The 26,455-nt window shown below is 64.6% G+C and carries 28 protein-coding genes and 1 tRNA gene; 18 read left to right on the top strand and 11 right to left on the bottom strand.

The annotated features are described in order from the left end of the window. Positions 1–51: 51 nt before the first annotated feature. Positions 52–285, bottom strand: coding sequence for a DUF3551 domain-containing protein (locus FNV92_RS29130; protein ID WP_041748529.1), 234 nt, complete (start codon positions 283–285; stop codon positions 52–54). Between the two features lie 295 nt (positions 286–580). Between FNV92_RS29130 and FNV92_RS29125 the strand changes: the two genes are divergently transcribed. From FNV92_RS29125 to FNV92_RS29110, 4 genes are all read left to right on the top strand, one after another. Continuing rightward, positions 581–928, top strand: coding sequence for a hypothetical protein (locus FNV92_RS29125; RefSeq protein ID WP_143843522.1), 348 nt, complete (start codon positions 581–583; stop codon positions 926–928). Positions 929–1,078: 150 nt separating this feature from the next. Further along, positions 1,079–1,603: a hypothetical protein gene (locus FNV92_RS29120; RefSeq protein ID WP_143843523.1), complete on the top strand. Its 525-nt coding sequence runs from the start codon at positions 1,079–1,081 to the stop codon at positions 1,601–1,603. A 37-nt stretch (positions 1,604–1,640) separates the two neighbouring features. After that, positions 1,641–2,153 carry a transcription elongation factor GreA gene (gene greA / locus FNV92_RS29115; protein WP_143843524.1) on the top strand — a complete coding sequence of 171 codons (513 nt, stop codon included), beginning with the start codon at positions 1,641–1,643 and terminating at the stop codon, positions 2,151–2,153. Further along, on the top strand, positions 2,150–2,827 hold the full coding sequence (locus FNV92_RS29110) for a hypothetical protein (protein WP_143843525.1): 678 nt from the start codon (positions 2,150–2,152) through the stop codon (positions 2,825–2,827). The genes greA and FNV92_RS29110 overlap by 4 nt, the downstream gene beginning before the upstream one ends. A 369-nt stretch (positions 2,828–3,196) precedes the next feature. On the opposite strand, the gene FNV92_RS29105 is transcribed toward FNV92_RS29110, so the two are convergent. The 3 genes from FNV92_RS29105 to FNV92_RS29095 form a co-directional block, all read right to left on the bottom strand. Next, positions 3,197–3,271: transfer RNA gene (locus FNV92_RS29105), tRNA-Val, on the bottom strand. Positions 3,272–3,427: 156 nt separating this feature from the next. Further along, the gene (locus FNV92_RS29100) at positions 3,428–4,726 is read right to left on the bottom strand and encodes a coiled-coil domain-containing protein (RefSeq protein ID WP_143843527.1); all 1,299 of its coding nucleotides are present in this window, start codon (positions 4,724–4,726) and stop codon (positions 3,428–3,430) included. 118 nt (positions 4,727–4,844) lie between these two features. After that, positions 4,845–5,453, bottom strand: coding sequence for a DUF1134 domain-containing protein (locus FNV92_RS29095; protein ID WP_015688296.1), 609 nt, complete (start codon positions 5,451–5,453; stop codon positions 4,845–4,847). Positions 5,454–5,592: 139 nt separating this feature from the next. Between FNV92_RS29095 and FNV92_RS29090 the strand changes: the two genes are divergently transcribed. Beyond that, on the top strand, positions 5,593–6,078 hold the full coding sequence (locus tag FNV92_RS29090) for a YHS domain-containing (seleno)protein (protein WP_143843528.1): 486 nt from the start codon (positions 5,593–5,595) through the stop codon (positions 6,076–6,078). Here the strand turns inward: FNV92_RS29090 and FNV92_RS29085 are convergent. Then, a complete protein-coding gene (locus FNV92_RS29085; RefSeq protein ID WP_143843529.1) occupies positions 6,072–6,902 on the bottom strand; it encodes a 3'(2'),5'-bisphosphate nucleotidase CysQ family protein in 831 nt (276 codons plus the stop codon). The two genes, FNV92_RS29090 and FNV92_RS29085, sit on opposite strands and share 7 nt — an antisense overlap. A gap of 171 nt (positions 6,903–7,073) precedes the next feature. Here FNV92_RS29085 and chpT point away from each other — a divergent pair, with 171 nt between their 5' ends. The 6 genes from chpT to FNV92_RS29055 all read left to right on the top strand — a co-directional run bounded on the left by chpT (position 7,074) and on the right by FNV92_RS29055 (position 13,801). Next, complete coding sequence (gene chpT / locus FNV92_RS29080; protein ID WP_143843530.1) at positions 7,074–7,727, top strand: histidine phosphotransferase ChpT; 654 nt, start codon at positions 7,074–7,076, stop codon at positions 7,725–7,727. Positions 7,728–7,924: 197 nt separating this feature from the next. Further along, positions 7,925–10,729, top strand: coding sequence for a hybrid sensor histidine kinase/response regulator (locus FNV92_RS29075; RefSeq protein WP_143843531.1), 2,805 nt, complete (start codon positions 7,925–7,927; stop codon positions 10,727–10,729). Between the two features lie 21 nt (positions 10,730–10,750). Further along, positions 10,751–11,221 (top strand): chemotaxis protein CheW, encoded by a 471-nt coding sequence (locus tag FNV92_RS29070; protein ID WP_015688291.1) that lies wholly within the window; start codon positions 10,751–10,753, stop codon positions 11,219–11,221. Between the two features lie 73 nt (positions 11,222–11,294). Then, positions 11,295–11,660 (top strand): response regulator, encoded by a 366-nt coding sequence (locus FNV92_RS29065; protein WP_007600538.1) that lies wholly within the window; start codon positions 11,295–11,297, stop codon positions 11,658–11,660. A 75-nt stretch (positions 11,661–11,735) separates the two neighbouring features. Beyond that, positions 11,736–12,932 (top strand): protein-glutamate methylesterase/protein-glutamine glutaminase, encoded by a 1,197-nt coding sequence (locus FNV92_RS29060; RefSeq protein ID WP_015688290.1) that lies wholly within the window; start codon positions 11,736–11,738, stop codon positions 12,930–12,932. Beyond that, positions 12,929–13,801, top strand: coding sequence for a CheR family methyltransferase (locus tag FNV92_RS29055; protein ID WP_143843532.1), 873 nt, complete (start codon positions 12,929–12,931; stop codon positions 13,799–13,801). Before FNV92_RS29060 ends, FNV92_RS29055 begins: the two co-directional genes overlap by 4 nt. A 56-nt stretch (positions 13,802–13,857) precedes the next feature. Here FNV92_RS29055 and FNV92_RS29050 read toward each other — a convergent pair whose 3' ends face one another. The 4 genes from FNV92_RS29050 to ctrA all read right to left on the bottom strand — a co-directional run bounded on the left by FNV92_RS29050 (position 13,858) and on the right by ctrA (position 16,685). Next, positions 13,858–15,018, bottom strand: a complete 1,161-nt coding sequence (locus FNV92_RS29050) for a glutathionylspermidine synthase family protein (protein ID WP_143843533.1) — start codon at positions 15,016–15,018, stop codon at positions 13,858–13,860. Positions 15,019–15,021: 3 nt separating this feature from the next. Next, the gene (locus FNV92_RS29045; RefSeq protein ID WP_143843534.1) at positions 15,022–15,396 is read right to left on the bottom strand and encodes a hypothetical protein; all 375 of its coding nucleotides are present in this window, start codon (positions 15,394–15,396) and stop codon (positions 15,022–15,024) included. 14 nt (positions 15,397–15,410) lie between these two features. Next, entirely contained in the window at positions 15,411–15,815 is a 405-nt protein-coding gene (locus FNV92_RS29040; protein WP_039146000.1) for a DUF350 domain-containing protein, read from the bottom strand. Between the two features lie 168 nt (positions 15,816–15,983). Further along, complete coding sequence (gene ctrA / locus FNV92_RS29035; protein ID WP_015688285.1) at positions 15,984–16,685, bottom strand: response regulator transcription factor CtrA; 702 nt, start codon at positions 16,683–16,685, stop codon at positions 15,984–15,986. A 427-nt stretch (positions 16,686–17,112) separates the two neighbouring features. Between ctrA and fliI the strand changes: the two genes are divergently transcribed. The 5 genes from fliI (at position 17,113) to FNV92_RS29010 (ending at position 22,113) form a co-directional block, all read left to right on the top strand. Beyond that, a complete protein-coding gene (gene fliI, locus FNV92_RS29030) occupies positions 17,113–18,438 on the top strand; it encodes a flagellar protein export ATPase FliI (protein ID WP_015688284.1) in 1,326 nt (441 codons plus the stop codon). 126 nt (positions 18,439–18,564) lie between these two features. Further along, positions 18,565–18,984: a flagellar export protein FliJ gene (fliJ, locus tag FNV92_RS29025; protein ID WP_008138882.1), complete on the top strand. Its 420-nt coding sequence runs from the start codon at positions 18,565–18,567 to the stop codon at positions 18,982–18,984. A 311-nt stretch (positions 18,985–19,295) separates the two neighbouring features. Further along, positions 19,296–19,841 (top strand): sigma-70 family RNA polymerase sigma factor, encoded by a 546-nt coding sequence (locus tag FNV92_RS29020; protein WP_143843535.1) that lies wholly within the window; start codon positions 19,296–19,298, stop codon positions 19,839–19,841. A gap of 37 nt (positions 19,842–19,878) precedes the next feature. Then, the gene (locus FNV92_RS29015; RefSeq protein WP_143843536.1) at positions 19,879–20,949 is read left to right on the top strand and encodes an anti-sigma factor; all 1,071 of its coding nucleotides are present in this window, start codon (positions 19,879–19,881) and stop codon (positions 20,947–20,949) included. 204 nt (positions 20,950–21,153) lie between these two features. Then, positions 21,154–22,113, top strand: coding sequence for a helix-turn-helix transcriptional regulator (locus FNV92_RS29010; RefSeq protein WP_143843537.1), 960 nt, complete (start codon positions 21,154–21,156; stop codon positions 22,111–22,113). Positions 22,114–22,220: 107 nt separating this feature from the next. Here the strand turns inward: FNV92_RS29010 and FNV92_RS29005 are convergent, their stop codons facing one another. Both FNV92_RS29005 and FNV92_RS29000 read right to left on the bottom strand, forming a co-directional pair. Then, complete coding sequence (locus FNV92_RS29005) at positions 22,221–22,370, bottom strand: hypothetical protein (protein ID WP_168213225.1); 150 nt, start codon at positions 22,368–22,370, stop codon at positions 22,221–22,223. 153 nt (positions 22,371–22,523) lie between these two features. Next, positions 22,524–23,447 carry a LysR substrate-binding domain-containing protein gene (locus FNV92_RS29000; RefSeq protein ID WP_143843538.1) on the bottom strand — a complete coding sequence of 308 codons (924 nt, stop codon included), beginning with the start codon at positions 23,445–23,447 and terminating at the stop codon, positions 22,524–22,526. A gap of 371 nt (positions 23,448–23,818) precedes the next feature. Here FNV92_RS29000 and FNV92_RS28995 point away from each other — a divergent pair, with 371 nt between their 5' ends. After that, positions 23,819–24,637 carry an alpha/beta fold hydrolase gene (locus FNV92_RS28995; RefSeq protein ID WP_143843539.1) on the top strand — a complete coding sequence of 273 codons (819 nt, stop codon included), beginning with the start codon at positions 23,819–23,821 and terminating at the stop codon, positions 24,635–24,637. Positions 24,638–25,086: 449 nt separating this feature from the next. Continuing rightward, on the top strand, positions 25,087–26,166 hold the full coding sequence (locus FNV92_RS28990; RefSeq protein ID WP_143843540.1) for a transglycosylase SLT domain-containing protein: 1,080 nt from the start codon (positions 25,087–25,089) through the stop codon (positions 26,164–26,166). Positions 26,167–26,455: the final 289 nt, after the last annotated feature.

Genomic DNA, 26,455 nt, shown 5'->3' with positions numbered 1-26,455 from the left:
GCGAGCGGCGTGCGCTATCCGGCACGCCGCATGTTTTCAGGCGTCGTCTCGTCAGTAAGCGCGCTGCTGTGAGTAAGCGTAGCGCGGATTGACGCCGCAATAGGCCGACGTGCCGGAGGCCGTGGCCTGACACTGCTGGTAGCTCGCGAACTGGCAGTTGCCGGGATAACCCCACATGCGGCCTTGCAGGCAGTATCTGTCGTTGGCGGCGTGGGCCTGGGTTGCCGGGACGGTCGCGGCGATCAGGGCCGCGAACGATGCGAGGGTGAGGATGGTGCGACGCATGTCGATCTCCTTTGGAGTGGGTGCAAGAACGCTTGAGGACAGGAATGTTTGAATGTGGAACATCAGCTCAGTCCGCATGTTCCAGGGCGAGCCCGACACTTTGTCGTGCTTGTCTTGGTGTCCGCAGTGGGCGCGGCGTTCGACATGAGTCTATGATGGAGCAAGCCGCGGTGAGCTATGTGATCTCGGCCACAGTTCGCGGCCGGCTTCCGCCCTATCGTGGCCGGGCTTGAACAATTCGATCCCGGGGCCGACGCTTTGCCTCATTCGGGATCAGGTCATTTTGGAGGTTTTGATGCAAAAATCATATGTGCTGGCTGCGACCGCAGCGCTGGCGCTTCTCGTGCAAACATCGTTCGCGCTGGCGCAGACCGCCCCGGCCGCCGGAGCAACGGCAGCGCCCGCGGCGACCGCTGCGCCGGCCGCGACCTCCACGCCGACGACAGCGGCGCCGGCTGCAACCACCGACACCTCGAGCCAGCCGACCGACTCCAAAAAGAGCGCGTCGAAGAAGCAGCCGAAGAAGAAGATGACCCGGCAGCAGGAGATCGATCATTCGGTCGACAGCGGCACCGTTCCGGCGCGCTACCGCAGCTCGGTGCCCAAGCAGTACCAGCAGTATATTCCGTTCGATAAGCAGTGACGGATCGCACGGCGGCGCGGCGTGACCAGACGCCGCACTGCCGATGCCATCGAGGACCTGAAGACGGCCTTGGACAGGCGGGGCCCGGCCACACATCCGTTGTGGCGGTCCGCCAGAGGAGTGTAGAATAGCCCGAAGCCGGGGGGAGTAATGAGTGACGACGTGAAGGATGCTGGCCTTGTGGCCATGATCAGCAGCATCCTGGGTGGCAACAAGCGCGCAGATACCATCGCACCGCCGCCGCTGACCGAGGTTCCACCGACAGCGCCGACCAACGGATTTGAGCAGGTCGCGGCCGCCATTCCCGATGAGGCACCGGCCGAATCCGGGAACGCCCCCTCCGAGAACGCCCCAAGTTTCGCGCCAAGTGCCACGCCGGTCGCCACGGGGCCGGTCGAGAAGCCGGTCGAGCCGCCGCCGAAAATCGCCACGACTGCGGACGGCAAGCAGTTGCTGCCCGCGGACGCGATTGCCGATCTCGTGCTTGGCGAGCTGCGCAAGCTGGAGGATTTTCCGGCGACCGGCGCTTCCGTCACGGTCTACGGTTACCGGAACTGGAACGCGATGATCACCTTCGCGCCGTTCTCGACCAGTTTCCCCAACGCGACCCGGTTCCGCCAGGCCCTGCCGGATATCGTGTTCAAGCTGCGCCGCTTCGTCGAACTTGAGGTATAGTCCGCACCTTACGAAACTGTTCGACGGGATTTTCGAGTTGAGCGTCGCCTTTACCAAGGAAGAGAGCGCCGAGACTGCGTCAGAGACGCTGTTGCCGGATCGGCCGATCTCGCCGCATCCAAACCTCGTGACGGAAACGGGCCTGCAGGCATTGCAGGCGCAGCTCCAGGCGGCGCGCGAGGCTTATGAAGCCGCGCAAGCCATCGAGGACGTCAACGAAAAGCGCCGGCAGTCGGCGGTGCCGTTGCGTGATGCCCGCTATCTCACCGAACGGCTGCGCACGGTGCAGCTCATGCCCACCCCTACGTCGACCGATATCGTCGCCTTTGGCAGCAGCGTCACCTTCAGCCGCGCCGACGGCCGCGTGCAGACCTATCGTATCGTCGGCGAGGACGAGGCCGATCCGAAGGAAGGATCGATCTCGTTCGTGGCGCCCGTCGCGAAGTCGCTGATGGGGAAGGCAGTCGGCGATGTCGTGGGCTCCGGCTCGCAGGAGATCGAGATCTTGTCGATCGGGCTGCCCGCGCAACAAAGCCCGATGACTGAATGAGACGGTTTCTGTCGGGGGCATTGCCGTTCTATGCGCTGGCCGGATTGGCCACCTGCATGTACCTCGTCCTGTACAGGACGAACCTGTTCGACCTGAACGCCATCGTCCAGGGCGCGACCGGGTCGTCGTGGTTTCTGGTCTTCATGTTCGTCTGCGTGCTGCTGGAGTCGGTCTTCCCGTATTTCGGCTATTTTCCCGGCACTGCCCTGATCCTGATGTCCGTGGCGCTCAATCCGAAGCCCGCGGATACCTCCGTGTTCATCGTGGCGTGGCTCGCCATCATCGCGGGCGCCATTCTCAGTTACGGACAGGCGCGTTTTTTCAGGCCGCTCCTGCAGCGGGTGGCCTCGAAAGCGGCACTGCACCGCTGCGAGTCTCTCCTCGACGCCTACGGCCGCTACGCGCGCGTCGCCCTGTTCGTTCATCCCAACGCCTGCGCGATGTATTTCACGGCACTCGGACTTCTCGGCCGCAGCCTGACGCGCGAACTCGCCTATCTCAGCGTGGGCGCAGCAGCCGCCGTGGGCATCCTGTTCGTCGTCGTAACCAGACTGGTGTCGTCGGTCGGCACGACCGATGATGGCGAATTGCAGGTGCTGCTGGCGGCAGCGCTGGTCGGGATCGGAACGCTGGTCGGTCTCTACGCGGCCCTGCGGCCGCAGCGGGTTGGTTGAGGCGGTCTCGACCCTTGCTCCGTCATTGCGAGCGCAGCGAAGCAATCCAGTCTGTCTCCGCGGAAAGAATCTGGATTGCTTCGCTGCGCTCGCAAGACGACGAAGCCTCATGCGCAAAACAAAAAGCCGATGTACCACGACACTTCCCGGACGATGCCATCATGCCCCTGTTTCGCCCGACGGCGCAAGCAAATTTCGGAAAATGCGCAATATCTTGATCCGACGGATGTCGGCTACTGTGCATGGGGTTGTTTTCGACATTTTGAGCGGGAGCAAGACGCACCAGTCCGTCGACGCTCTTCGAGCTATGCCGGACACGCTTCGCCATCATTGGCGTGGCTGCGCCACGCGAAGCCTTTTGGCGAAGCGTGGTGGGCGCACAAGGGATCGAACCTTGGACCTCTCCCGTGTGAAGGGAACGCTCTCCCGCTGAGCTATGCGCCCGGGACCATCATGCAGGCGGCCGGACTTTGGCCCGGCCGGCGCATCGAGCCCGCGATTTAGAAGTGCGGGCCGAAAGTGTCAAGTTTCCAGGCCGTCCGAGGCCCGGAAAAGCTGCCGTCAATTGTGCAATCCGCAGGAAACCGGGGTTCGGCCGGCTCACGCGCCCTGCTGGCGGGCGCGGGAGGCGTGGGCCTGCAGTGCGCGGATGCGGTCGGCCAGCGTTCCGCCGCCTTCGGGCAGGCTGGGGGTGGCCGCGCCGTTGGTCGCGGCGTCATTGGCCGGGCGAGGCGCCGGCCGCGGCGGCTGGCCGGCTTCGGCGGCGAGCAGCGCCTCGATCGGCGAGTTCGGGCCTTCGAGCTGCATCGCGAGCTTGGCCACTTCGGCGGCGATGTCGTTGATGCGCTCGCGCAGCAGCGCGTTCTCCATGCGCTCGGTCGCCCAGGAGCTTTCCGCCTGCTGCTGGATCGCATTGAGGTCGCGCTGCAGCTTTGCGCGCTCGTCGCGGGCGGTGCCGAGCTGTTCCTCCAGCGCGGCCTTTTCCGCGCGAAGCGCTTCGACCGCAGCCGAGGACCTGCCGCCGCTCAGGGCCGCGATCTCGACGCGCAGCTCCTTGATGGTGCGTTCGGAGTTCTCGCTTGCCTGGCGGAGCTGGTTGTTCTCGTAGTCGCGCTCGGCGAGCAGCTTGCCCTGGGTGGCAAGCCGGCCCTCGAGGTCGGCGACGCGGCTCGACAGCATCTCGGCTTCCTTGACCTGCAGCATCAGCTGGCGGTCGAGCTCGGTGACGCGCTGGCTCAGATTCTCGACGCGGCCGCGGGCCTCGCCGAGCTCGCGCGAGGCGGTCTCGGATTCGGTCCGCTCCTGCGCGAGGCGCGCCTGCGTCGCGGTGAATTCCTTCTCGGCATCGCCGACGCGGTTCTTGAGCTCCTCGATCTGCGCGCGCACGGCGACCAGCTCGACCTGGCGGGTCTCCGCCATCATCGAGCGGTCGGACAGTTCGGAGTTGATCTTGGCAAGCTCGCTCTGCTTGTCGGTCAGCGCGATTTCGGCGGCGCGGAGCGCCTCGGTCTTGGCGTTGAATTCCTCCTCGGTGGCGCGGAGCTGTTCCTTCACCGCCTTCTCGCGCGCCTCGAGCGCGAAGATCGTGGCGTTCTTCTCGCCGAGCTCGATCTTCATGCGGTTGATGGCGTCGCTCTTCTTGCCGAGCTCGGCGAGCTGGCTCGTGGTCTTGTTCTTGAGCTGGTCGACGCTCATCTCGAGCCGCCGCGCCGACATGGCGAATTCGGCGCGGAGCTGGTCCTTGTCGGCCTGGATCTCCGCCATCGACAGCGGCGTGGCGGCCTCGAGCCGCCGCGTGGTCAGGCGGACTGCGCGGTTATGCACCAACGGCACGATGGCGAGCCCGCACAGCATCGAGAGCAGGAAACCGATCGCAAGGTACATGATCGGTTCGACCATGGGCCACAACTCCCAGACTTTAGGAAAAATTCACCAAGGACAATGCATGGCGGGCCGGCAAAAAGCCAGCCCCGCCCTGTTGTTAACGTGAATCCGGAACTTGAGCGGAGGAGGACGCCTAGAACGGGTTCCAGGTCGCGCGCGGGGTGAATTTCAAATAGCCGATATTGGCTCCCAGGCGCAGGCCGAGGCCCGAGCGGATCGGCACCAGCACGATGTTGTTGGCGGTCAGCGCCGTCATGCCGAAGCCGCCGATGATATAGGCGGAGCCGTCGAGGCCGGCGAAGCGCTGGTAGATCGCATTGGTGGCGGGCAGGTTGTAGACCAGCGTCATGGTGCGCGCGCCGTCGCCGCCCCAGTCGAAGCCGAGCGAGGGGCCCTGCCAGTAGACGCGCAGGTCGCCGGCGTTCTTGGTGTAGAGCGTGCCTTCGCCGTAGCGCAGGCCGGCGACGAAGGCGCCGGAGCCTTCCTCACCCAGGATGTAGCCGTTCGGCAGGCCCCATTGGCTGACCGCCTTCTCGATGATCGAGGCGAGCCCGCGCGAGACGTTGCCGAAGAAGCGGTGGCCGGCGTTGACGAGTTCGTCCGGCCCGTAGGTGCTGGGCGTCGGGGTCCGCTGCGGCGGCGGCAGATTGGGCGCCGGCTCGGCCGTCTGGGCGGAAGCCGGCACGATCCAGCCAGCCAGCGCGATGAGCGCCACTGCGGCAAGGCGTGATGCGAAAGTCATAAAAGAACCCCTGGTATCGAATCCCGCCGCTTCCTTAACCTGACGCCAACAGGCACGGCCCTAGGTTGCGCCGGATGTCCCCTCGACTCGGATGTTATCCGCAGCAACTATGACGGCACAACGGCAGGAAGATAGCCCTTTGCGCCCCGGAATTGCCTTGATCGGCTTCCTGGTCTGCCTGCTGGCGGGCATTGGGCTCACCTGCGCGGGGTTGCCGGCTCAGGCCGCCACCACCGAACGGATCGTCGTCAACCGCTTCAGCGGCGTGGCCATCGAGGGCTTCGACCCGGTCGCCTATTTCGTCGACGGCGCGGCCGTGCAGGGGACGGCGGAGTTCGAGGCGAACCTCTGGGGCGCGGTCTGGCGCTTCCGGAACGAGGGCAACCGCGCGTCCTTCCTCGCCCATCCCGAGGTCTATGGGCCGCAGTTCGGCGGCTACGATCCGGCCGACATCGCCCGCGGCATCGCCATCGCGGCCAATCCCCGCTTCTACGTGATCTCGGCGCAGCGGCTCTATCTGTTCAGCCGGGAGGCCAATCGCGACGCCTTCGCCGCCGATCCGGAGCGCTTCCTCTATGAAGTGCGCAAGCGCTGGCCGGCGCTGCAGAAACAACTCAGTCAGTAGCTGCCTGCCGCCTGCGGGTCGCCCCAGGCGATGAAGTCCGGGATGATAAAGCCGGTATCGCCACGCTGGCCGAACCGGAGCTCGCCGCCCTTGCCGTCGGTGACCCGGCCGCCGGCGGCGGTGACCACCGCGCAGCCGGCCCCGACGTCCCATTCACAGGTGGGTCCGAAACGGGGATAGATGTCCGCGCTGCCCTCCGCGATCCGGCCGAATTTCACGGCCGAGCCGACGGTCTTTCTGACCGCATTGGGCCGGCCATCGATGAACGCCTCGGTCTTCGGGTCGCCATGCGAGCGGCTCACCGCCGCGATCCAGGGCTCGCCCGCAATCGGCAGCCGGCGGGTATGGATCGGCTCGGCGGCACCGATGGTCGCGCCGTCGAATCTGACGCGCTCGGCGCCGCGGCCGACGATGCCGCGCCAGAGCAACCCGAGCGCGGGCGCGCTGACGATGCCGAGCAGCGGCACGCCCCGGGTGACGAGAGCGAGGTTGACCGTGAACTCGTCGCGGCCGGCGACGAACTCCTTGGTGCCGTCGAGCGGATCGATCAGGAAGAAGCTGTCCAGAAATGGCGGCGAGGCGAGGTGGGTTCGCTCTTCCGATAGCGTCGGCACGTCGCCCGCAAGCTGCGCCAGGCCGTCCGCGACGATGCGGTCGGCGGCAAGGTCGGCCTCGGTCACGGGCGAGCCATCCTGCTTGCCGTCGACCCGCATTGCGGAGCGGTTGACCGCGAGGATCGCTTCGCCCGCCTTCACCACCAGCGCGGTGAGCGGCTCCATCAGGCCGGATGCGGCTTGGCCGTCGATGATCCGCTTCACCTGCATGCCTCATTCATCGGCAATTCCATCCCACGCAACTGATTCGCCCGCGGCTTTAGGGCCGCTTCGAACCGATCGCAAGCTAGCTGCCACGGGCTTGCGAATGTTAGAACCTGCGGCATTCGTCAAGCATGCGTGATTCGCCGCGTCCGCGCCGTGCAATTCCAGGAACCCTTTATGTCTGACGTTTCGTCACCCGCTACCGCTACCACCCCAGATGCGCTCGAACTCGCGGCGTTGCTGTGCTCGCGGGTCTGCCACGATCTCATCAGCCCGGTCGGCGCCATCGTCAATGGGCTCGAAGTGCTCGACGACGATCCCAAGCCCGAGGATCGCGAGTTCGCGCTCGACCTGATTCGCAAGAGCGCCAAGACGGCGTCCGCCCGCCTCCAGTTCTGCCGCCTCGCCTTCGGCGCGGCCGGCTCGTCCGGCGCCCAGATCGACCTCGGCGATGCCCAGACCATGGCGCGCGGCCACATCGAGGACGGCAAGTGCACGATCACGTGGAATCTGCCGCGGCTGCTGCTGCCGAAGAATCGCGTCAAGCTGCTGCTCAATATGCTGGTCGTCTCCCAGCATACGATCCCGCGCGGCGGCACGCTGACGGTCGATCCGATCGGCGACGGCGAGACCATGAGCTTCCGCATCACCGCGACCGGACATAATGCGCGCCTGCCGCAGAACATCTCGGAGCTCCTGAGCGGCGAGCGCGGCCCGGCTGCGGATGCGCACGCGATCCAGCCTTATTATACGCGGCTGTTGGCACAGGCTTGCGGGGTCACCGTGAAGCTTGCGCATGAGGGCGAGGCCATCACCGTTACCGCTTCGTAAACGCGCCTGACGCTCGCAAGTCGTTAACCCATCCTTTACGAGGCGCCTCGGCTTGTCCGTGGCGCCTTATCTCTTTGTTGGTCCCGTTCTTTTCCACATACTCAACCAATATTAAACGCTTTGCGGTGAAGCTGGCCTCATTCCGAAATGGCGCATCACACATCGTGCGCGCCCTCCCTGTATGAAGGCCTGTTTTCATGGATGATCTGTTGCGGGAGTTTTTGACGGAGACCAGCGAGAGCCTGGACACCGTCGACAATCAGCTGGTGAAGTTCGAGCAGGAGCCGAACAACGCCAAGATCCTGGATAACATCTTCCGCCTGGTCCACACCATCAAGGGTACCTGCGGCTTCCTCGGACTGCCGCGGCTGGAAGCGCTGGCGCATGCCGGCGAGACCCTGATGAGCAAATTCCGCGACGGCATGCCGGTGACGGCGGACGCGGTGTCGCTGATTCTGGCTTCGATCGACCGCATCAAGGAGATCCTGGCGGGCCTCGAGGCGACCGAAGCCGAGCCCGAGGGCACCGACCGAGATCTCATCGACCAGCTGGAGGCGATGGTCGAGCAGGGCATGGCGGCGATGGCTGCTGCAGCTGCTGCTCCCGTGGCTGAGGCGCCGCCGCTGGTGCCGGAAGCGCCGGCCGCCGCTGCGGCTGCGCCTGCAAAGGAAATGACGCAAGGTTCGCTGATCGACCAGACGTTGGAGCGTCCGCTGCGTCCGGGCGAAGTGTCGCTCGACGAGCTCGAGCGCGCCTTCCGCGAGACCGCGATCGAAGCGCCCGTTGCCGAGGTCAAGGCCGAGCCCGTCGCTGAAGCGCCGGCGCCGGTTGCCAAGGAAGTCGTCAAGGAAGTCGTCAAGGCTTCCAGCGAAAAAGCGCCCAAGGACAAGGCCGCGCCGAAGAAATCGGTGGCCGACGAGGCCGCAGGCGAGGGCGACCGCGTCGCCAACCAGTCGATCCGCGTCAACGTGGATACGCTGGAGCATCTGATGACCATGGTCTCCGAGCTGGTGCTGACCCGCAACCAGCTGCTGGAGATCTCCCGCCGCAACGAGGACACCGAGTTCAAGGTGCCGCTGCAGCGCCTGTCCAACGTCACCGCCGAGCTGCAGGAAGGCGTCATGAAGACGCGCATGCAGCCGATCGGCAATGCCTGGCAGAAGCTGCCCCGCATCGTCCGCGACCTCTCGAGCGAACTCGGCAAGCAGATCGATCTGGAGATGCACGGTGCCGACACCGAGCTCGACCGGCAGGTGCTCGACCTGATCAAGGACCCGCTCACCCACATGGTGCGCAACTCCGCCGACCATGGCCTCGAGACCCCGGCCGAGCGGCTGGCGAGCGGCAAGGGCGAGCAGGGCACCATCCGCCTGTCCGCCTATCACGAGGGCGGCCACATCATCATCTGCATCGCCGACAACGGCCGCGGGCTGAACACCGAGAAGATCAAGGCCAAGGCGATCTCCTCCGGTCTGGTCACCGAGGCCGAGCTCGAGAAGATGAGCGAAGCCCAGATCCACAAGTTCATCTTCGCGCCGGGCTTCTCGACCGCGGCCGCCATCACCTCGGTCTCCGGCCGCGGCGTCGGCATGGACGTGGTCCGCACCAATATCGACCAGATCGGCGGCACCATCGACATCAAGTCGGTGGCCGGCGAGGGCTCCTCGGTCACCATCAAGATCCCGCTGACGCTCGCCATCGTCTCGGCGCTGATCGTGGAAGCGGCCGGCGACCGCTTTGCGATCCCGCAGCTCTCGGTGGTCGAGCTCGTCCGTGCCCGCGCCAACAGCGAGCACCGCATCGAGCGCATCAAGGACACCGCGGTGCTTCGCCTGCGCAACAAGCTGCTGCCGCTGATCCACCTCAAGAAGCTGCTCAAGATCGACGACGGCGCGGCCAGCGATCCCGAGAACGGCTTCATCGTGGTGACGCAGGTCGGCAGCCAGACCTTCGGCATCGTCGTCGACGGCGTGTTCCACACCGAGGAAATCGTGGTCAAGCCGATGTCGACGAAACTGCGTCACATCGACATGTTCTCGGGCAACACCATCCTGGGCGACGGCGCCGTGATCATGATCATCGACCCCAACGGCATCGCCAAGGCGCTCGGCGCCGCCGGCTCCTCGGCTCACGAGATGGGCGACGACGCCTCGGCCCACCACGCCTCCTCGGGCGAGCAGACCACCTCGCTGCTGGTGTTCCGCGCCGGCTCCAGCCAGCCCAAGGCGGTGCCGCTCGGGCTCGTCACCCGCCTGGAAGAGCTTCCCGCCGACAAGATCGAGTTCTCCAACGGCCGCTACATGGTGCAGTACCGCGAGCAGCTGATGCCGCTCGTCGCCATGGAGAGCGTCACCATCGCCTCGCAGGGCGCCCAGCCGATCCTGGTGTTCTCCGATGACGGCCGCTCCATGGGCCTGGTCGTCGACGAGATCATCGACATCGTCGAGGAGCGGCTCAACATCGAGGTCGGCGGCGCCAGCCAGGGCATCCTGGGCTCGGCCGTGATCAAGGGCCAGGCCACCGAAGTGATCGACGTCGGCCACTTCCTGCCGATGGCGTTCTCCGACTGGTTCACCCGCAAGGAGATGAAGCCGTCGATGCACTCGCAGTCGGTGCTGCTGGTCGACGACTCTGCGTTCTTCCGCAACATGCTGGCGCCGGTGCTCAAGGCCGCCGGCTACCGCGTCCGCACCGCGCCGACCGCGCAGGAGGGCCTGGCTGCGCTGCGTGCGCAGAGCTTCGACGTGGTCCTGACCGACATCGAGATGCCCGACATGAACGGGTTCGAGTTCGCCGAGACCATCCGCTCGGACAACAATCTCGGCTCGATGCCGATCATCGGCCTCTCCGCCCTGGTGTCGCCGGCGGCGATCGAGCGCGGCCGTCAGGCCGGCTTCCACGACTATGTCGCCAAGTTCGACCGTCCCGGTCTGATCGCGGCGCTGAAGGAACAGACCGCGGGCGCTGCCGGCGCCTCCGAGCTGAGCCGGGCTGCGGCGTAACGGGACCAGGGGAACACGCACATGACCAACAAGATGCAGACCACCGAAGGCGCCATGGTCGAATACGTCACCGCGATGATCGGCGGGCAGCTGTTCGGGCTGCCGATCTCCCGCGTCCAGGACGTGTTCATGCCCGAGCGCGTCACCCGCGTTCCGCTGTCCTCGCGCGAGATCGCGGGCGTGCTGAACCTGCGCGGCCGCATCGTCACCGTGGTCGACATGCGCGCCCGGCTCGGCCTGCCCAAGCCGGAGGATGGCAAGACCCCGATGGCGGTCGGCGTCGACCTCCGCGGTGAATCCTATGGCCTGCTGATCGACCAGATCGGCGAAGTGCTGCGGCTCGCCGAAGACGGCAAGGAAGAGAACCCCGTCAACCTCGATCCCCGCATGGCGAAGCTTGCCGGCGGCGTCCATCGCCTCGACGGACAGCTCATGGTCGTCCTCGACGTCGACCGCGTCCTCGAGCTTGCACCTGAGATGATGGCGGCCTGATACGGCGGCACCGCCGCCGACGTGCCAGTAATTGGAAGTGCCCCCGCAAAGGGGACAGGAAGCAGAGGTTCACATGCGAACTTGTCTCGTCGTTGATGATTCCAGCGTCATCCGCAAGGTTGCGCGCCGGATCCTGGAGGGCCTCGACTTCCAGATCCTCGAAGCCGAGGACGGTGAGAAGGCGCTGGAGGCCTGCAAGCGCGGGCTTCCCGACGCGGTGCTGCTCGACTGGAACATGCCGGTCATGGACGGCTACGAATTCCTCGGCCATTTGCGCCGCATGCCGGGCGGTGACCAGCCCAAGGTGGTGTTCTGCACCACCGAGAACGACGTCGCGCATATCGCGCGTGCGCTGCATGCCGGCGCCAACGAATACATCATGAAGCCCTTCGACAAGGACATCGTGACGGCGAAATTTCAGGAAGTCGGACTAATCTGAGCGAACATCCGGAGGCTGAACGGATCCTTCGGCGATTGTTTTCAACTGAACCGTTTCAGTCTGAGTTGGTGAGTAATGAGTGTTGCGTTCGCAGGTAATTCGACCACCAGCCCGTCGCGCGAAGCCGGGCCGCTGCGGGTGATGATCGTCGACGACTCCGTCGTCATACGCGGCCTGATTTCGCGCTGGGTGGGAGCCGAGCACGACATGGAGGTCGCAGCTTCGCTGCGCACCGGGCTCGAGGCGGTCAACCAGATCGAACGCATCAACCCCGACGTCGCCGTGCTCGACATCGAAATGCCCGAGCTCGACGGCATCTCGGCGCTGCCGCAACTGCTGGCGAAGAAGCGCGATCTCGTTATCATCATGGCCTCGACGCTGACGCGCCGCAACGCGGAGATCAGCTTCAAGGCGCTGTCGCTCGGCGCGGCCGATTACATTCCGAAGCCGGAGTCGACGCGCGAGGCGTCGGCCGCGGACATTTTCCACCACGACCTGATCCAGAAGATCCGTCACCTCGGTGCACGGCTGCGCCGCAAGCCCGCCGTTGGGAGCCCGCCGCTGGCGCCCGCGAGCCCGAGCCCGGCTCCGGCCGCACGCGGACCAGTCGCGCGGCCCGCTGCGCCGGCGCCTGCCGTGCCCGCGCCGTCGTCGGGGACACTGTCCACGCGCCCGTTCTCGAGCCAGGCACCTAAGGTGCTGCTGATCGGCTCCTCGACCGGCGGCCCGCAGGCGCTGATGGCGCTCGTCACCGAACTCGGCCCGGTGATCGACCGCGTCCCGGTGCTGATCACGCAGCACATGCCGCCGACCTTCACCACCATTCTTGCCGAGCATCTGGCGCGCTCCAGCCGCAAGCCGGCAGCCGAGGCGGTCGACGGCGAGCTGGTCAAGCCGGGACGGATTTATCTGGCGCCCGGCGGCAAGCACATGCGCGTCGTACGCAACGGCGCGGACGCAGCGATCGCACTCGACGACGGCCCCGCCGTTAATTTCTGCAAGCCCGCGGTCGATCCGCTCTTCACGTCCGCCATCGACATCTGGCACGGCAACATCCTCTCCGTGATCCTGACGGGCATGGGCTCGGACGGCATGCGCGGCGGCAAGGACATCGTCGCGGCCGGCGGCAGCGTGATCGCGCAGGATGAAGCCTCCAGTGTCGTCTGGGGCATGCCGGGCGCGGCTGCCAATGCCGGCATCTGTTCGGCGATCCTGCCGCTCAACCAGATTGGCTCCAAGGTCAATCGCCTGTTCGCGGGGGACCGCACGTGACGCCCGCGGACTACGAATATCTGCGCAAGTTCCTGAAAGAGCGCTCCGGCCTCGATCTGTCCGCCGACAAGCAATATCTGGTCGAGAGCAGGCTCCTGCCACTTGCTCGCAGGGCAAGTCTTCCCGGCATTCCCGATCTCGTGTTGAAGATCAGGAATGGCGATGGCCGGCTTGCGACCGACGTGGTCGAAGCGATGACCACCAACGAGACCTTCTTCTATCGCGACAAGATCCCGTTCGATCATCTGCGCGAAACCATCCTGCCGGGCCTGCTCCAGGCCCGGGCGGCGCGCAAGTCGTTGCGGATCTGGTCGGCGGCGTCGTCGACGGGGCAGGAGCCTTATTCGATCGCGATGTGCGTGAAGGAGATGGGCGCAGCCTTCGCCGGCTGGCGCATCGAGATCGTCGCCACCGATCTGTCGCAGGAGGTGCTGGAGAAATCCAGGGCGGGGGTCTACAGCCAGTTCGAGGTGCAGCGCGGGCTGCCGATCCAGCACCTGGTGAAGTATTTCTCGCAAGCTGGCGAAATCTGGCAGCTCAATGCCGATATCCGCGCGATGGTGCAGTTCCGCCAGCTCAATCTGCTGCAGGACTTCTCCCATCTCGGCACGTTCGACGTCATCTTCTGCCGCAACGTGCTGATCTATTTCGACCAGGACACCAAGGCGGTGATCTTCGAGCGCATGGCGAAGTGCTTGGAGGCCGACGGCACGCTGCTGCTCGGGGCCGCCGAATCCGTCGTCGGTATCACCGATGCATTCCGTCCCATCTCCGACCGCCGCGGTCTCTATCAGCTCAACCCCGCGCGATCCGGCCGTCCCATGGGCGGATTGATGCCGCAAGCGCTGAAGATTGCCGCCGCAAGGTGATTTTCTCCTCGTCATTCCGGGCCGCGACTTTGTCGCGCCCCGAATGACCGAGCGCCTCACAAGATCGCGTGCGGCAGAAACCGCGAGCGGTTGCCCGTGATCGGGCTCTCGTCTTCGCGGATCGACAGGCCGCACGGCTGGTGGTTCACCAGCCAGCTGCCCACCACGACATAGAAGCCGGAAAAATTCGGCAGCGGCGACAATGCCTGCCGCACGAACCCTTCTGCGCCATAGGGACCTTCCTGTTGGTCGAGCGGCATGCCGCCGGACACCAGCGTGACATTGGCGCCTTCGCGCGACAGCAGCGGCTTGCGCACGTAGGATGTCCCGAGTTCGGCGGCGCGCGGATCGTCCTCGAAGAAGGCCGGCAGCAGATTGGGATGGTTTGGAAACATCTCCCAGAGCAGTGGCAGGATGCCCTTGTTGGAGAGCACCGCCTTCCACGGTGGCTCGATCCAGCGCGTCGGCGCGCATGCGAGCTTTGCGCCGAAGGCATCGTGGAACATCCATTCCCATGGATAGAGCTTGAAGGCGAACGCGATATCGCGATCGTCGAGATCGACGAAGCCGGCGGACTCGTCGCGCCAGCCGACCTGCTCGATGTCGAGCAGCGTGGTCGATAGCCCCGCCTGGCGCGCGGTGTCCTCGAGATAAGCGAGTGTGCCGGCGTCCTCCTCGTTGCCGGTGGTGCCGGTGAGATGGACATGGCGGCCGGCGGCAATCTCTTTCCACGCCGCGATCAGCCGCTCGTGGATGGAGTTGAACTGGTCGGCTCGTGCCGGAACGATGCGGCGTTCGATCGCCTGCTCGAGCCAGATCCATTGAAACACGGCGGCCTCGAAGATCGAGGTCGGTGTATCCGCATTGTATTCGAGCAGCTTGGCCGGCCCCTTGCTGTCGAACTTGAGGTCGAGCCGGCCGTACAGGCTGCGATCGTGTCGCTTCCAGCTCTCGGCGATCAAGCTCCAGAACGCTTCCGGTATTTTCAAACGCCGCAGATGGCGCTCATCGCCGATCACGCGGCCGGCAAGCTCAAGGCACATTGCGTCGATCTCGCCGGTCGGCGTCTCGACGCCGCGCTCGATCTCGTCGAGCGTGAAGCCGTAATAGGCACTTTCGTCCCAATAGCGCTCGCCGTCGATGGTATGAAAGACGAAGCCGCATTGCGCGGCGGTCTGCCGCCAATCGTCGCGCTCGGGACAGACGATGCGCCGCATGGATCAGCCGCCGCCCGAGAAGCCGTGGCCAAACGAGCCGAAGCCGCCACGGCTCACGCTGCTATGGCCGGAATCGGACGACGTTCCCGACGAGGAGTGGCTCGAGGAGTCGCTGCTGAAGAAGCTCGATCGCGACGAGCCGCCGGAGGGGCCGCGGCCGCTGCTACTGCTGCACGTCGTCTGCACCGTTGGATCCGTGCCGGCGGGCGCGGGCTCGCAATGCTGCCGCGGCATCAGCGTGTAGGCGGTGGTGCCGACCGCGATCGTGCCCATCACCAGCAGCGCGACATGGCCGGAGCGCTTCGCCGAAGGGCGCGGCGGCGGCTCGGCCGGCGGCCGGCGTTTGCCGAACTGTTTGCTGGAGGGTTTGTCAGCCATGTCAGTTGATCACGTCAGTAGATCATGCAGGCGGCGTTCAACAGGCCGGCGGCGAGCGAGGACAGTCCGAGCCAGATCGCCGGGGCAAGCTCGCCGGCGGCGATCCGCGCCGACAGGTTCGGCACCGGCACCTTCACCAGGAACAGCACGATGATCTGCACGATCAGGGCGATCACGGCCCAGATCAGGCAGTCCAGCACATTGGCCGAATGCGCGATCGCGCTGACCAGCGGCGCCACGAAGCCGAGCAGGCTGAGGCCGAGCGCGATCGCCGCGGCCGGCTCGTTGTCGCGGATGAGCTGAAATTCGTCGTGCGGGGTGATGCGGGTGTAGACGAACAGATACGCCACGATCGCGATCAGGCCGGTGCAGAAATAGACCAGGAAGGCGGGCAGGCCGGCGAGTGATTGCAGGATCATCGTTTCCCCATCGTGCAGCGACCATTCGTCGGCTGGGGGAGGGTGGCGGTTCAATTCAGGGAGGACGACGAGGCCGCGTTGGCGTCCAAAAAACAAAACCCCGCCATTTGCGGCGGGGTCCAGGCTGGGAGGAGCGAGCCCCTGGGGGCTCGCGGGTAAACGTAAGGATCAGGCGGGAATGCGCTCTTCCTGCTCGTGCGGCTCGCGCAGCACGTAGCCGCGGCCCCACACGGTCTCGATGAAGTTGCGGCCTTCGGAGGCGTTGGCGAGCTTCTTGCGGAGCTTGCAGATGAAGACGTCGATGATCTTCAGTTCGGGCTCGTCCATGCCGCCATAGAGATGGTTGAGGAACATCTCCTTGGTGAGGGTGGTACCCTTGCGGAGCGAGAGCAGCTCCAGCATCTGGTATTCCTTGCCGGTCAGGTGCACGCGCTGGCCGCCGACTTCGACCGTCTTGGTGTCGAGGTTGACGACGAGGTCGCCGGTCTGGATGACCGACTGGGCGTGACCCTTGGAACGGCGCACGATCGCGTGGATGCGGGCAACCAGCTCGTCCTTGTGGAAGGGCTTGGTCATGTAGTCGTCGGCGCCGACGCCGAGACCCTTGACCTTGTCCTCGATGCCGGCGAGGCCGGAGAGGATCAGAATCGGTGTCTTGATCTTGGAGACCCGAAGCTGCTTGAGCACGTCGTAGCCGGACATGTCGGGCAAATTGAGGTCGAGAAGGATAATGTCGTAATCGTATAACTTACCGAGATCGACGCCTTCTTCCCCCAAATCGGTCGTGTAGACGTTGAAGCTCTCAGACTTCAGCATCAGCTCGATCGACTGCGCGACGGCGCTGTCATCTTCAATCAGCAAAACGCGCATGCCAGTTCCCCATAGTCGCCGCTCCTGGGCGTCAGGTCGGCCGCATTCGCGGCACTCACAAAACGCCTTTGAACAACTGATTCGGATCCTGACAACAGATGGTTAACAAATCCTGATTCTGGAACGCAAGTCCCCCCGGTGCAATTTTTATCGAATCGCCCTAAGGTCTTGCGTACGAAGCAGCTTTCGTCACCCGGTTCCGTTCAAGTTCCACTTTAAGAGACGGGACTAACCGACTCCCGCGACTCAGCCTTCTTCTGAAGGGGAGCCACGCTCAGTCACAAAGACAGTGACGCAATGATTAACGATGCGGGTAAACACGAAGTTAAGCGCCGTTCAGAAATATGGCGAAACTTAAGGCTTTCGCCTCAAAGGCCCTTGGGATGAAGGCACGCACCTTAATGAAGGCCCTCATGAAGGCGGTCCGATGAAGGCTCTTGCCGAACAGATCGGCGATATCGACGGCATCAACATTTACGGCCGCGTGGTCGGCGTTCGCGGCCTGATGGTCGAGGTGGCCGGCCCGATCCACGCGATGTCGGTCGGTGCGCGGCTGGTGATCGAGACCGGCGCCGGCCGCGACATTCCCTGCGAGGTGATCGGCTTCTCCGGCAACAACGCCGTCGTGATGCCGTTCGCCGGCCTCGATGGCGTGCGCCGCGGCTGCAAGGCGGTGATCGCCAACGCCGCCAACCAGGTGCGGCCCTGCGCGGCCTGGCTCGGCCGCGTCGTCAACGCGCTGGGCGAACCGATCGACGGCAAGGGGCCGTTGCCGCAGGGGCCGGCGCCGATGCCGTACCGCAATTCGCCACCGCCGGCGCATTCGCGCAAGCGCGTCGGCGCGCCGCTCGATCTCGGCGTGCGCGCGATGAATACCTTCCTCACCTGCTGCCGCGGCCAGCGCATGGGTATCTTCGCAGGGTCCGGCGTCGGCAAATCGGTGCTGCTGTCGATGCTGGCGCGCAACGTCGATGCCGCGGTCAGCGTCATCGGGCTGATAGGCGAACGCGGTCGCGAGGTGCAGGAGTTCCTGCAGGACGACCTCGGCGAAGAGGGCCTGGCGCGCTCCGTTGTCGTCGTCGCGACCTCGGACGAGCCGGCGCTGATGCGCCGTCAGGCCGCGTATCTCACGCTCGCGATCGCCGAGTATTTCCGCGACGAGGAGAAGGACGTCCTCTGCCTGATGGACTCGGTGACGCGCTTTGCCATGGCGCAGCGCGAGATCGGCCTGTCCGCCGGCGAGCCGCCGACGGCCAAGGGCTATACGCCGACCGTCTTCACCGAACTGCCGAAGCTGCTGGAGCGTGCCGGACCGGGTCTGGGGGAGGGCGCGATCACCGCGATCTTCACCGTGCTGGTCGACGGCGACGATCACAACGAGCCGATCGCGGACGCGGTCCGCGGCATCCTCGACGGCCATATCGTGATGCAGCGCTCGATCGCCGAGCGCGGCCGCTACCCCGCCATCAACATCCTCAAATCCGTCTCCCGCACCATGCCGAAATCGGCCGATCCGCAATTCTGGCCGGTCATCCAGAAGGCGCGGGCGGTGATGGCGACCTATGCCGACATGGAGGAGTTGATCCGGCTGGGTGCCTACCGGGCCGGGTCAAGCCCCGAGGTGGACGAGGCGATCCGCCTGCACGAGCCGCTGGAAGCGTTCCTGAAGCAGCGCAAGGACGAAAATGCCTCGCTCGCGGACGGCTATCGGCAATTGGCGCAAATCCTGGGCAATTTGGAAACGGAACGCTAACTTTGTCAGGTCATCATCCCCAGAGTAGCAGAGCCGGTCTTGGCCTATCAGGGCCTGTGGCGAGACCGGTGACGTCCCAATGTACGTCTGTCTTGCAGCCAAGGGACTTCTGGGGAGTATGAGTCGATGAAGTCACGTGATACCCTCATCCGCCTGAAGAAATTTCAGGTCGACGAGAAGCGCCGCCGGGTCACCCAGATCGAGACCATGATCGCGGACTTCCAGCGGATGTCGACCGATCTTGAACGCGAGATCACGACCGAGCAGGAGCGCGCCGGGATCAACGATCCCTCGCATTTCGCCTATCCGACCTATGCCAAGGCCGCGATCCAGCGCCGCGAGAACCTGACGCGCTCGGCCGACGAGCTGAAGGGCCAGCTCGACGAAGCCAAGGCCGCGCTGGCCGAGGCCTTCGAGGAGTTGAAGAAGGTCGAGCTCCTCGACGAGCGCGACCAGGCCCGCGAACGCGCCGAGGAAAACGCCCGCGAGCAGGCCGACCTCGACAGCATCGGTCTGATGCGCGCCCGGATCGGCGCCGTCGCCTGAGGCGCTCGCCGCCTGAACCTGCAAAAATCTGCAAAACCCGGACCCGCAAGGTCCGGGTTTTCGCATCTGCTATCCACAGCGTGGCGCCCGGCCCCTTGGTGACGGGCTTTGCCGCGCGCTATGGTAGTGGTTGGTTCACCTCGCCCCGCTTGCGGGGAGAGGTCGGATCGCATCGCAAGATGCGATCCGGGTGAGGGGGACTCTCCGCGAATCCGTCTGCAAGCTCTCTTGCGGAGGCTCCCCCTCACCCCAACCCTCTCCCCGCAGGCGGGGAGAGGGAGAAAACGGCGATGGGGCGCATTGGGGGCTGAATGCTGACGCCAGCAGAGCTGGTCGGGCTGATAGAGGCGGTGGCGAAGGGCGATCAGGCCGCGTTCGAGCGCCTTTACGTCGCCACGCGCGCGAAACTCTACGGCGTCGTGCTCCGTATCTTGCGCCGGCAGGATCTCTCGGAGGAGGTCATTCAGGAGACCTACGTCAAGATCTGGAACAGCGCCGGCCAGTTCAATCCGGCTTTGTCGTCGCCGATCACATGGATGGCGTCGATCGCGCGCAACCGCGCCATCGACATCGTCCGCAAGAAGACGGAAGTCTCCATCGAGGAAGAGCCGCAGGCGATGGAGGTCGCGAGCGACAGCCCCGATCCGCTGGCGCGGAGAGAGATGACCGAGGAGTTGAAGCGGCTGCTGGAATGCATCGGCCGGCTTGAGCCGGACCGTCAGAGGCTGGTGCTTCTCGCCTATTACAACGGCTGGAGCCGCGAGCAGCTGGCGGAGAAATTTGCAGCGCCCGTCAACACGGTGAAGACGTGGCTGCGGCGCAGCATGTTGGATATTCGCGAGTGCCTTGGACTATGAGGGTTTCTGTTGTGAGGGTGGTTCTGGACCGCATGTGATGGCCTACACGGAGGACCATATCGCGCTCGCCGCGGAATATGCGCTCGGTACGCTCGACGCCGACGAGCGCGCGCAGGTCGAGACCATGATGGCGGTGGACAAGGCGTTCGCCGACATCGTGCAGGGGTGGGCCTTCCGGCTCAGCGTCCTCAACCAGATGGTCGGCTCGATCGAGCCGCGTCCGATCGTGTGGGAGAACATCAGGCTGGAGCTTGCGCGCACGGCCTTCGCGCAGGAGCCGCCTGCGCTTTCGGAAGCATCGCCATCGCCGCCACCCGCACCGGAGTTTTCCTCGCTCGACGCTGCGCTGCCGCAGTCGTCATTGGACGGCACACCGCAACCGGAGCCGCAGCCTTCTGAGCCGCAGCCTCCCGAACAGGATCAGATAACGCGACCGGCGTCCGAGGCGCTCTCCGACGTCACGCCGATCTTCATGCCGCAGGTCCACGCGCCTGATCCTGAAGTCGTGCGTACGCCGCAGGCGCCGGCCGCCGACAACACCAACGTGGTCTATCTCGAGAGCCGGGTGAAGCGCTGGCGGACGATCGCATCCGCCGCAGGTGCGCTCGCGGCCGCGCTGCTGGTGACGCTGTCGCTTCAGATCTTCCAGCCCGACGCGCTGCCGGGCGGCTTGCGTCCCGCACCGCGCATCCAGAGGGTCGAGGTGAAGACGCCGGCGCCGCTCACGGCGTCGTCGCAATATGTCGCGCTGTTGCAGGGCCAGGGCGGCGGCCCCGCCTTCATTCTCACCATCGACGGCACCACCAAAAACTTTACCGTGCGCAAGGTCGGCGCGACGCCGGAGCCCGGCAAGAGCTTCGAGCTCTGGCTGATCTCCGACAAGCTGCCGCGTCCGCGTTCGCTCGGCGTGATCGGGTCGGACGATTTCACCGCGCGTCCGGTGCTCGGCTCCTACGATGCCGACGTCGTCAACGGCGCAACCTACGCCGTCACCGTCGAGCAGGCCGGCGGCTCGCCCAATGGCCAGCCGACTTCGGCGCCGGTGTTTTCCGGCAAGCTGATCGAGACCGTGCCCCCGTCTCAGCCGCAGGCGCCCGCAAAGAAATAGGTGTCCTGATGTCGTAGCCCGGTGCTCCATCTGGGCTACGATAAGCGCGCAAAGCTGTCGCCACGGTCCATCTTGCCGTCGCATCCCGACAAGCCTCACTGAATCCGCCCCGGATTTGAACCTGCATCCATTTCGCGGCGTCAAATGCCCGGAATTTGCAGTCGGTGCCGACGTTCATGGTGCCGGAGAGGGGCTAGAACTCAGATGGATGCAGCAAGGACGCCGGGCATCTTCGTCCACCAATATGCAGGCCTGCCGAACGGTCCGGCCTTCGAACATTGGCGCGAGCGGGCCTTCGGGTCCTGCGGCCTCGACATCGGGCCGAGCCATGGCGACAGCATCGATTGCCGGCTTCAGGTCAGTGTGGTCGACAACATCGCGCTGGCCATTCCGGAAGGCGCCTCGGCGCAATATTCGCGCACGCAAGGCGGGCTGGCCGACGGCAGCGACGATCTCGTCCTGATCGCGGCCCATGCCGGCCTCGTCTGTGTCGCGCAGAACGGCCATACCGTGGAGCTTGCGCCCGCGCAGATGGTGCTCGTCGACATGGGCGTCACCGGTACCGTCGGCCACACCGAGGAAGACCGCTTCACCAGCATCCGCATGCCGCGCCGCGCGCTGCTCGACATCAATCCGCGTGCCGAGGACAAGCTGTCGCAGCCGCTCTCCGACGGGGCGCTCGCCGAGACGATCTTCCGCTATCATGCGCTCGCCGCCAACCACGCGCCGCATCTGGACGCCGTCGGCCAGCGCCTGACCGCGCAGCACATGGTCGATCTCGTCGGTCTCCTGCTCGGCACCGATGCCGAGCATGCCAGTCTCGCACGCGGGCGCGGACACGCGGCGGCGCGTCTCGATCTCATGCGCGCCGACGTGATGGCCGCGCTCGGGCGCAACGATCTCTGCCTCTCCGAGGTCGCGACGCGCTCTGGGCTCAGCCCGCGTCAGGCCCAGCGTCTGTTCGAGCAGGCCGGCACGACCTTCACCGAATTCGTGCTCGAGCAGCGCCTTCTCCTGGCGCGAAAACTGCTCGGCGATCCCCGCGCGCGGGCGCGCAAGATCAGTGACATCGCGCATTCCTCCGGCTTCTCTGACCTGTCCTATTTCAACCGCGCCTTCCGCAAGCGCTTCGGCGCGACGCCGTCGGAACTGCGCGAGGCCTGAGCTGCGAATTTGTGCAGCAGCCTGGCACCCGCCACAGTCGGTCGCGCGGGGTGATTGCCCATATTGACCGCGCGGGCAGGTCGCAGGATTTTCATCGGAAAGCGAAGTCAGCGGACATGGCGCGTATCGTCGTGCTCGGTGCCGGGTTTGCGGGCTTGTGGGCGGCCATCGGCGCCGCGCTTGATCTTCCAGCCAGTGTTCTTTTCCAGTTCTTCATATAGGGCGTCGAAGCCCCGGGTTTTGCCATAGCCCGTCACGCTGACATATCGAACGGGCCCATTCGTCGAAATAGAATTCAATCGTGCCGCCGCCCAAACTTTCCGCAGGCTTCTGCAATTGGCCTCAAGGCCGACACTTGATAACAAATTGTCCCATCATCAGCCTTCTGCCCCGAAGTCGAACGCCGCCAGCTATTGAGCTTCAACGTAGCGGATGAGGCTCTGGTTCTGGACGTTTGCGACCAGTTCATCCGTGCGGGATAAAAGACGGCGCAGCAAGGGCGACGGATTTATCCGACTGTATCCCAGCGCCAGATCGACCGTTGGCGTGCCGCCATCGAGCGCTCTGGCGACGACGTTCGGTGCCAGCATGTTCTGCGCATAAAGGGGTACGAGGCTGATTCCGCCCGTGGAGGCCACGAGCGACATAGCCGATGAGATGTTTTCGCCTTCGTACTTCGCTTTGAGGGTAATACCGACCCGCGATGCGTAGTTCTGGATGACCTCCTGCAAAACCGGCGACGTTCTTGCCGAGCTGACATAGATCTCGCGGGCGAGATCCTGCGGACGAATCTTCTTCCGCGATGCCAGGCGGTGTTCGGCCGGCAGCACGGCAATCAAGGGCTCCTTCGCCAAGATCTTGAACACGACGCCCTCGTTGTCCTTCTCGGGGCGAAGGAATGCGATGTCCAGCTTTCCCCGCATCAATGCGAGCGCAAGTTCTGGCGACGACTGCGTGCTGAGCGTCACGTCAACATCGGGGGCTTCCTCGCGGAGGATGCGCAGCAGCTGGGGGAGCCACATCACCTCCAGCCCGACGAGAAACCCCATGGAGAGGACCGGCCTTTGCGGTTGCGCCGTCTGCCGGGCGCCTTCCGTTGCCGCCTCGACCTGCAGAAGCGCCAGCCGCGCATGATCGAGAAACACGCGTCCGGCGGCGGTCAGCGCCACGCCGCGCGCCTGACGCTCCAATAACTGAACGCCGATCTCGGTTTCCAGATCGCGGATCTGCCGGCTCAGCGATGGCTGGGACGTGTGCAGTCGCCGCTCGGCCGCGGTCAGCAGGCTGCCTTCTTCAGCGACGGCAACGAAATAGCGCAGGTGCCGGAGCTCCATGGTCCCTCGTATATCTTCCAGGCATAGCTCGAAGCGTACAAGGTCTTGGTCAGCGGCCAAAGCGGGATTTACCGTTTCGCACGCAAACCGAGAAGGGACAAACAGCAATGTCGAGTACGAAAGCCAGCATCGTCTTCTGCCGTGGACCGAGCAGCGCGATCATTCAGCAGGAAGCGCGCACAAATGCGCAGGACCGTCGAATACTGTCGCGCCAATTCGGTTGATAGCGCGTCGGCGATCGGGTGTTGAAGGCAAGGGCTCGCCGGGGCCTTTAATTCGAAAACGCCCGAAAATTGAGTCACGCGTGGCTCAATGGATCAATTGACCGCCATCTTCAATAAAATGTCCAACAGCACAGATGGAGCTACTCGATGGCCACGATCACGACGACAGACGGCGTAAACATCTTCTACAAGGATTGGGGATCAGGTCGGCCCATCGTTTTCAGCCACGGTTGGCCGCTGACGGCGGACGACTGGGATGTCCAGATGACGTTCTTCCTTCGCCACGGCTACCGTGTGATTGCCCACGACCGTCGCGGCCACGGCCGGTCCGATCAGCCCAGCACCGGCAACGACATGGACCACTGGGTTGCCGACCTCGCTGCCCTGACCGAGCATCTCAACCTGCGCGACGCGATCCACATCGGCCACTCCACAGGTGGCGGTGAGGTGGCTCGCTATGTCGCCCGCCACCAGGCGCGCGTCGCGAAGGCGGTACTGGTCGCATCCCTGACGCCGAACATGTACCGGAGCGAGGACAACCCGTCCGGTCAACCGCCGGAGTGGTTCGAAGCGATCCGGGCAGGCGTGCTGGGCAACCGGTCGGAGTTCTACCGTTTCGTTCCTGAGAATCCGTTCTACGGCTACAACCTGGACGGAGCGAAGCCATCGGAGGCTATCATCGCGAATTGGTGGCGCCAGGGCATGGCCGGCGGTGCCCTTGCCCACTACGCCACTGTCGACTCCTGGCTTGAAGATTATACCGAAGACCTCAAGAGGATCACCGTGCCGGTGCTCGTGATGCATGGCGAGGCCGATCAAGTAGTCCCCTTTGCGAGTGCCGTGCCGCGTGCGGTCAATCTGCTCAAGAACGGCTCGCTGAAGACCTATCCCGGTTATCCCCATGGCATGCTGACGACGCATGCGGATGTCCTCAACCCCGATCTGCTCTCGTTCATCAGGTCGTGACGACATCCCTCCTCCGTCATCGCCCCATGTGTCTGGGGTTGTAGATGGAGGAGGGGTCGGGTTTCGTCGTCGTGACTGCCCGTAGCTGACCTTGCAGTGCGGTTCGTTGACGGGGCAGCTTTGATTCCAATTCTGGAAATCTGACATGGAGACGGCTGACCGCGACTTGTTCGGGGGTGCCCAGCCACAAGCCTTTGCGTTGCCCGACGGGAAAAAACTCAGCCTGTCGGTCAATCCGCATCGGTTTGTGGCCCATCGGCGACCTCATGCATGTCTCCCCCGAACGACCGCTTTGACCCAAAGCGGGACAGGTCCGATGAGCGGCGAGGCAGAAGCCTGCTCTCGTTCACCACATTTAAACCTTAAGATTTTACGAAGGAGGCTGACCACAGGCCCTATGGAAACATGCGAACCCCCTTCGTACAGCAGCGATCCGTGGACTTCGGGCCATGAAGGTTTGGCAGACCAGCTGCGTCGTGGGTGTCATCGCATCCGTGGGACTCTATCTGGCCGCCGGAAACAGATCGGCTGCGACGGCGCCGGATGTCATGCGGGAAGCGGCAGCGAACTTTGCAGCATCTGCGAACGTGGCGGCTCCCGCCAACATTGTGACTCCTGCGAACATGGTGACGCCCGCGCTGTACGCGGAGGCATCCGCCAGGCTCGCGGCAGCGCTTCGGGCAGGACGAGCAGAGCTTGACGCAGTGACGTCAGCAAGCTCCGCGCCGTTGAGCGCCGGAGCCGAGATCGCCGATCATCCCGTCGGGCCGAAATTGGCGTCGTTGGGAGATGACATCGTCCAGTCGCTGCCGCCAGCGCGCGATGTGTCCGATGGTGCTCCGAAAGCGGCGTCGACGCCGGATTTCCGTTATCTCATCTACTACGTCTGGTCCGAACTGCCGCCCGCCGAGAAACCGGCGGAGATCGTCTTGCGTGCGTTGAAGGACATTCCGGTCGGAACGCCCGCCGAAGAGATCAAACGCGCGTCCGACGCGTTTGGTCTCGATTTCAATTTCATGATGGCGGTTGCCAAGATCGAATCCGGTTTCAACCCCAATCAACGCACCGGATCGTATATCGGCCTGTTTCAGCTGAGCCAATATGAGTTCGGGAAGTTCGGCTTCGGGCAGATTCGCAATCCACGGGACAACGCCGTTGCGGCCGCCTACAAAATCATGACCGAAGGCGTCCAATTCGGGTGGATCACGCACCGGACGCCGGACATGAGTGATCTTTACCTGATCCATCAGCAGGGCTGGGAAGGTGCCGCCGAGCACATCAGCCGGCCTGCTCGCACCGCCTGGAAATCAATGTGCGCCACCAGCGAGGGCAAGGAGAAGGGTGAGAGGTGGTGCAAACGCGCAATATGGGGCAATGCGCTTCCGGCGTTCAAGCGCGCCTGGAAATCGGTGGACAACGTGACGTCGGAGGCGTTCGTCGGCATGTGGCGCGGCCGGGTCGCCGAGTTCTACACGAAATATGCAGCGACCGCCGCTGCGGCGGCAAGCCAATCCGTTCCTGGCCCGTAGCTGATCTTGCAGTGTAGTTCGCTGACCGTCAGCTTTGCTTCCAGTTGCAGGCATTTGACATCGAGGCGGCTGATCGAGACCCGTTCGGCGGGTTGGCCAGCCACAAGCCCTTGCGTTGCCCGACGGGCAAAACACCCAATCATCGGGTCAACTTGCTTCACCAAAAATATTCCACTTTACCGAAATTCGGAAACGGCGTATGTGTCGCTTCAACCCGGCCCAAGGAAGAGGGGCGTATCGCGATCGTCACGAACGCGGGCCGGGCGGCGGTGGACGTGGGCCACACTGG

Origin of the sequence: Bradyrhizobium cosmicum (assembly GCF_007290395.2) — a bacterium.
In the GTDB taxonomy this organism is placed as follows: domain Bacteria; phylum Pseudomonadota; class Alphaproteobacteria; order Rhizobiales; family Xanthobacteraceae; genus Bradyrhizobium; species Bradyrhizobium cosmicum.
Note: the sequence above shows the minus strand (reverse complement) of the source record. Positions and strands in the feature narration are given on the sequence as shown.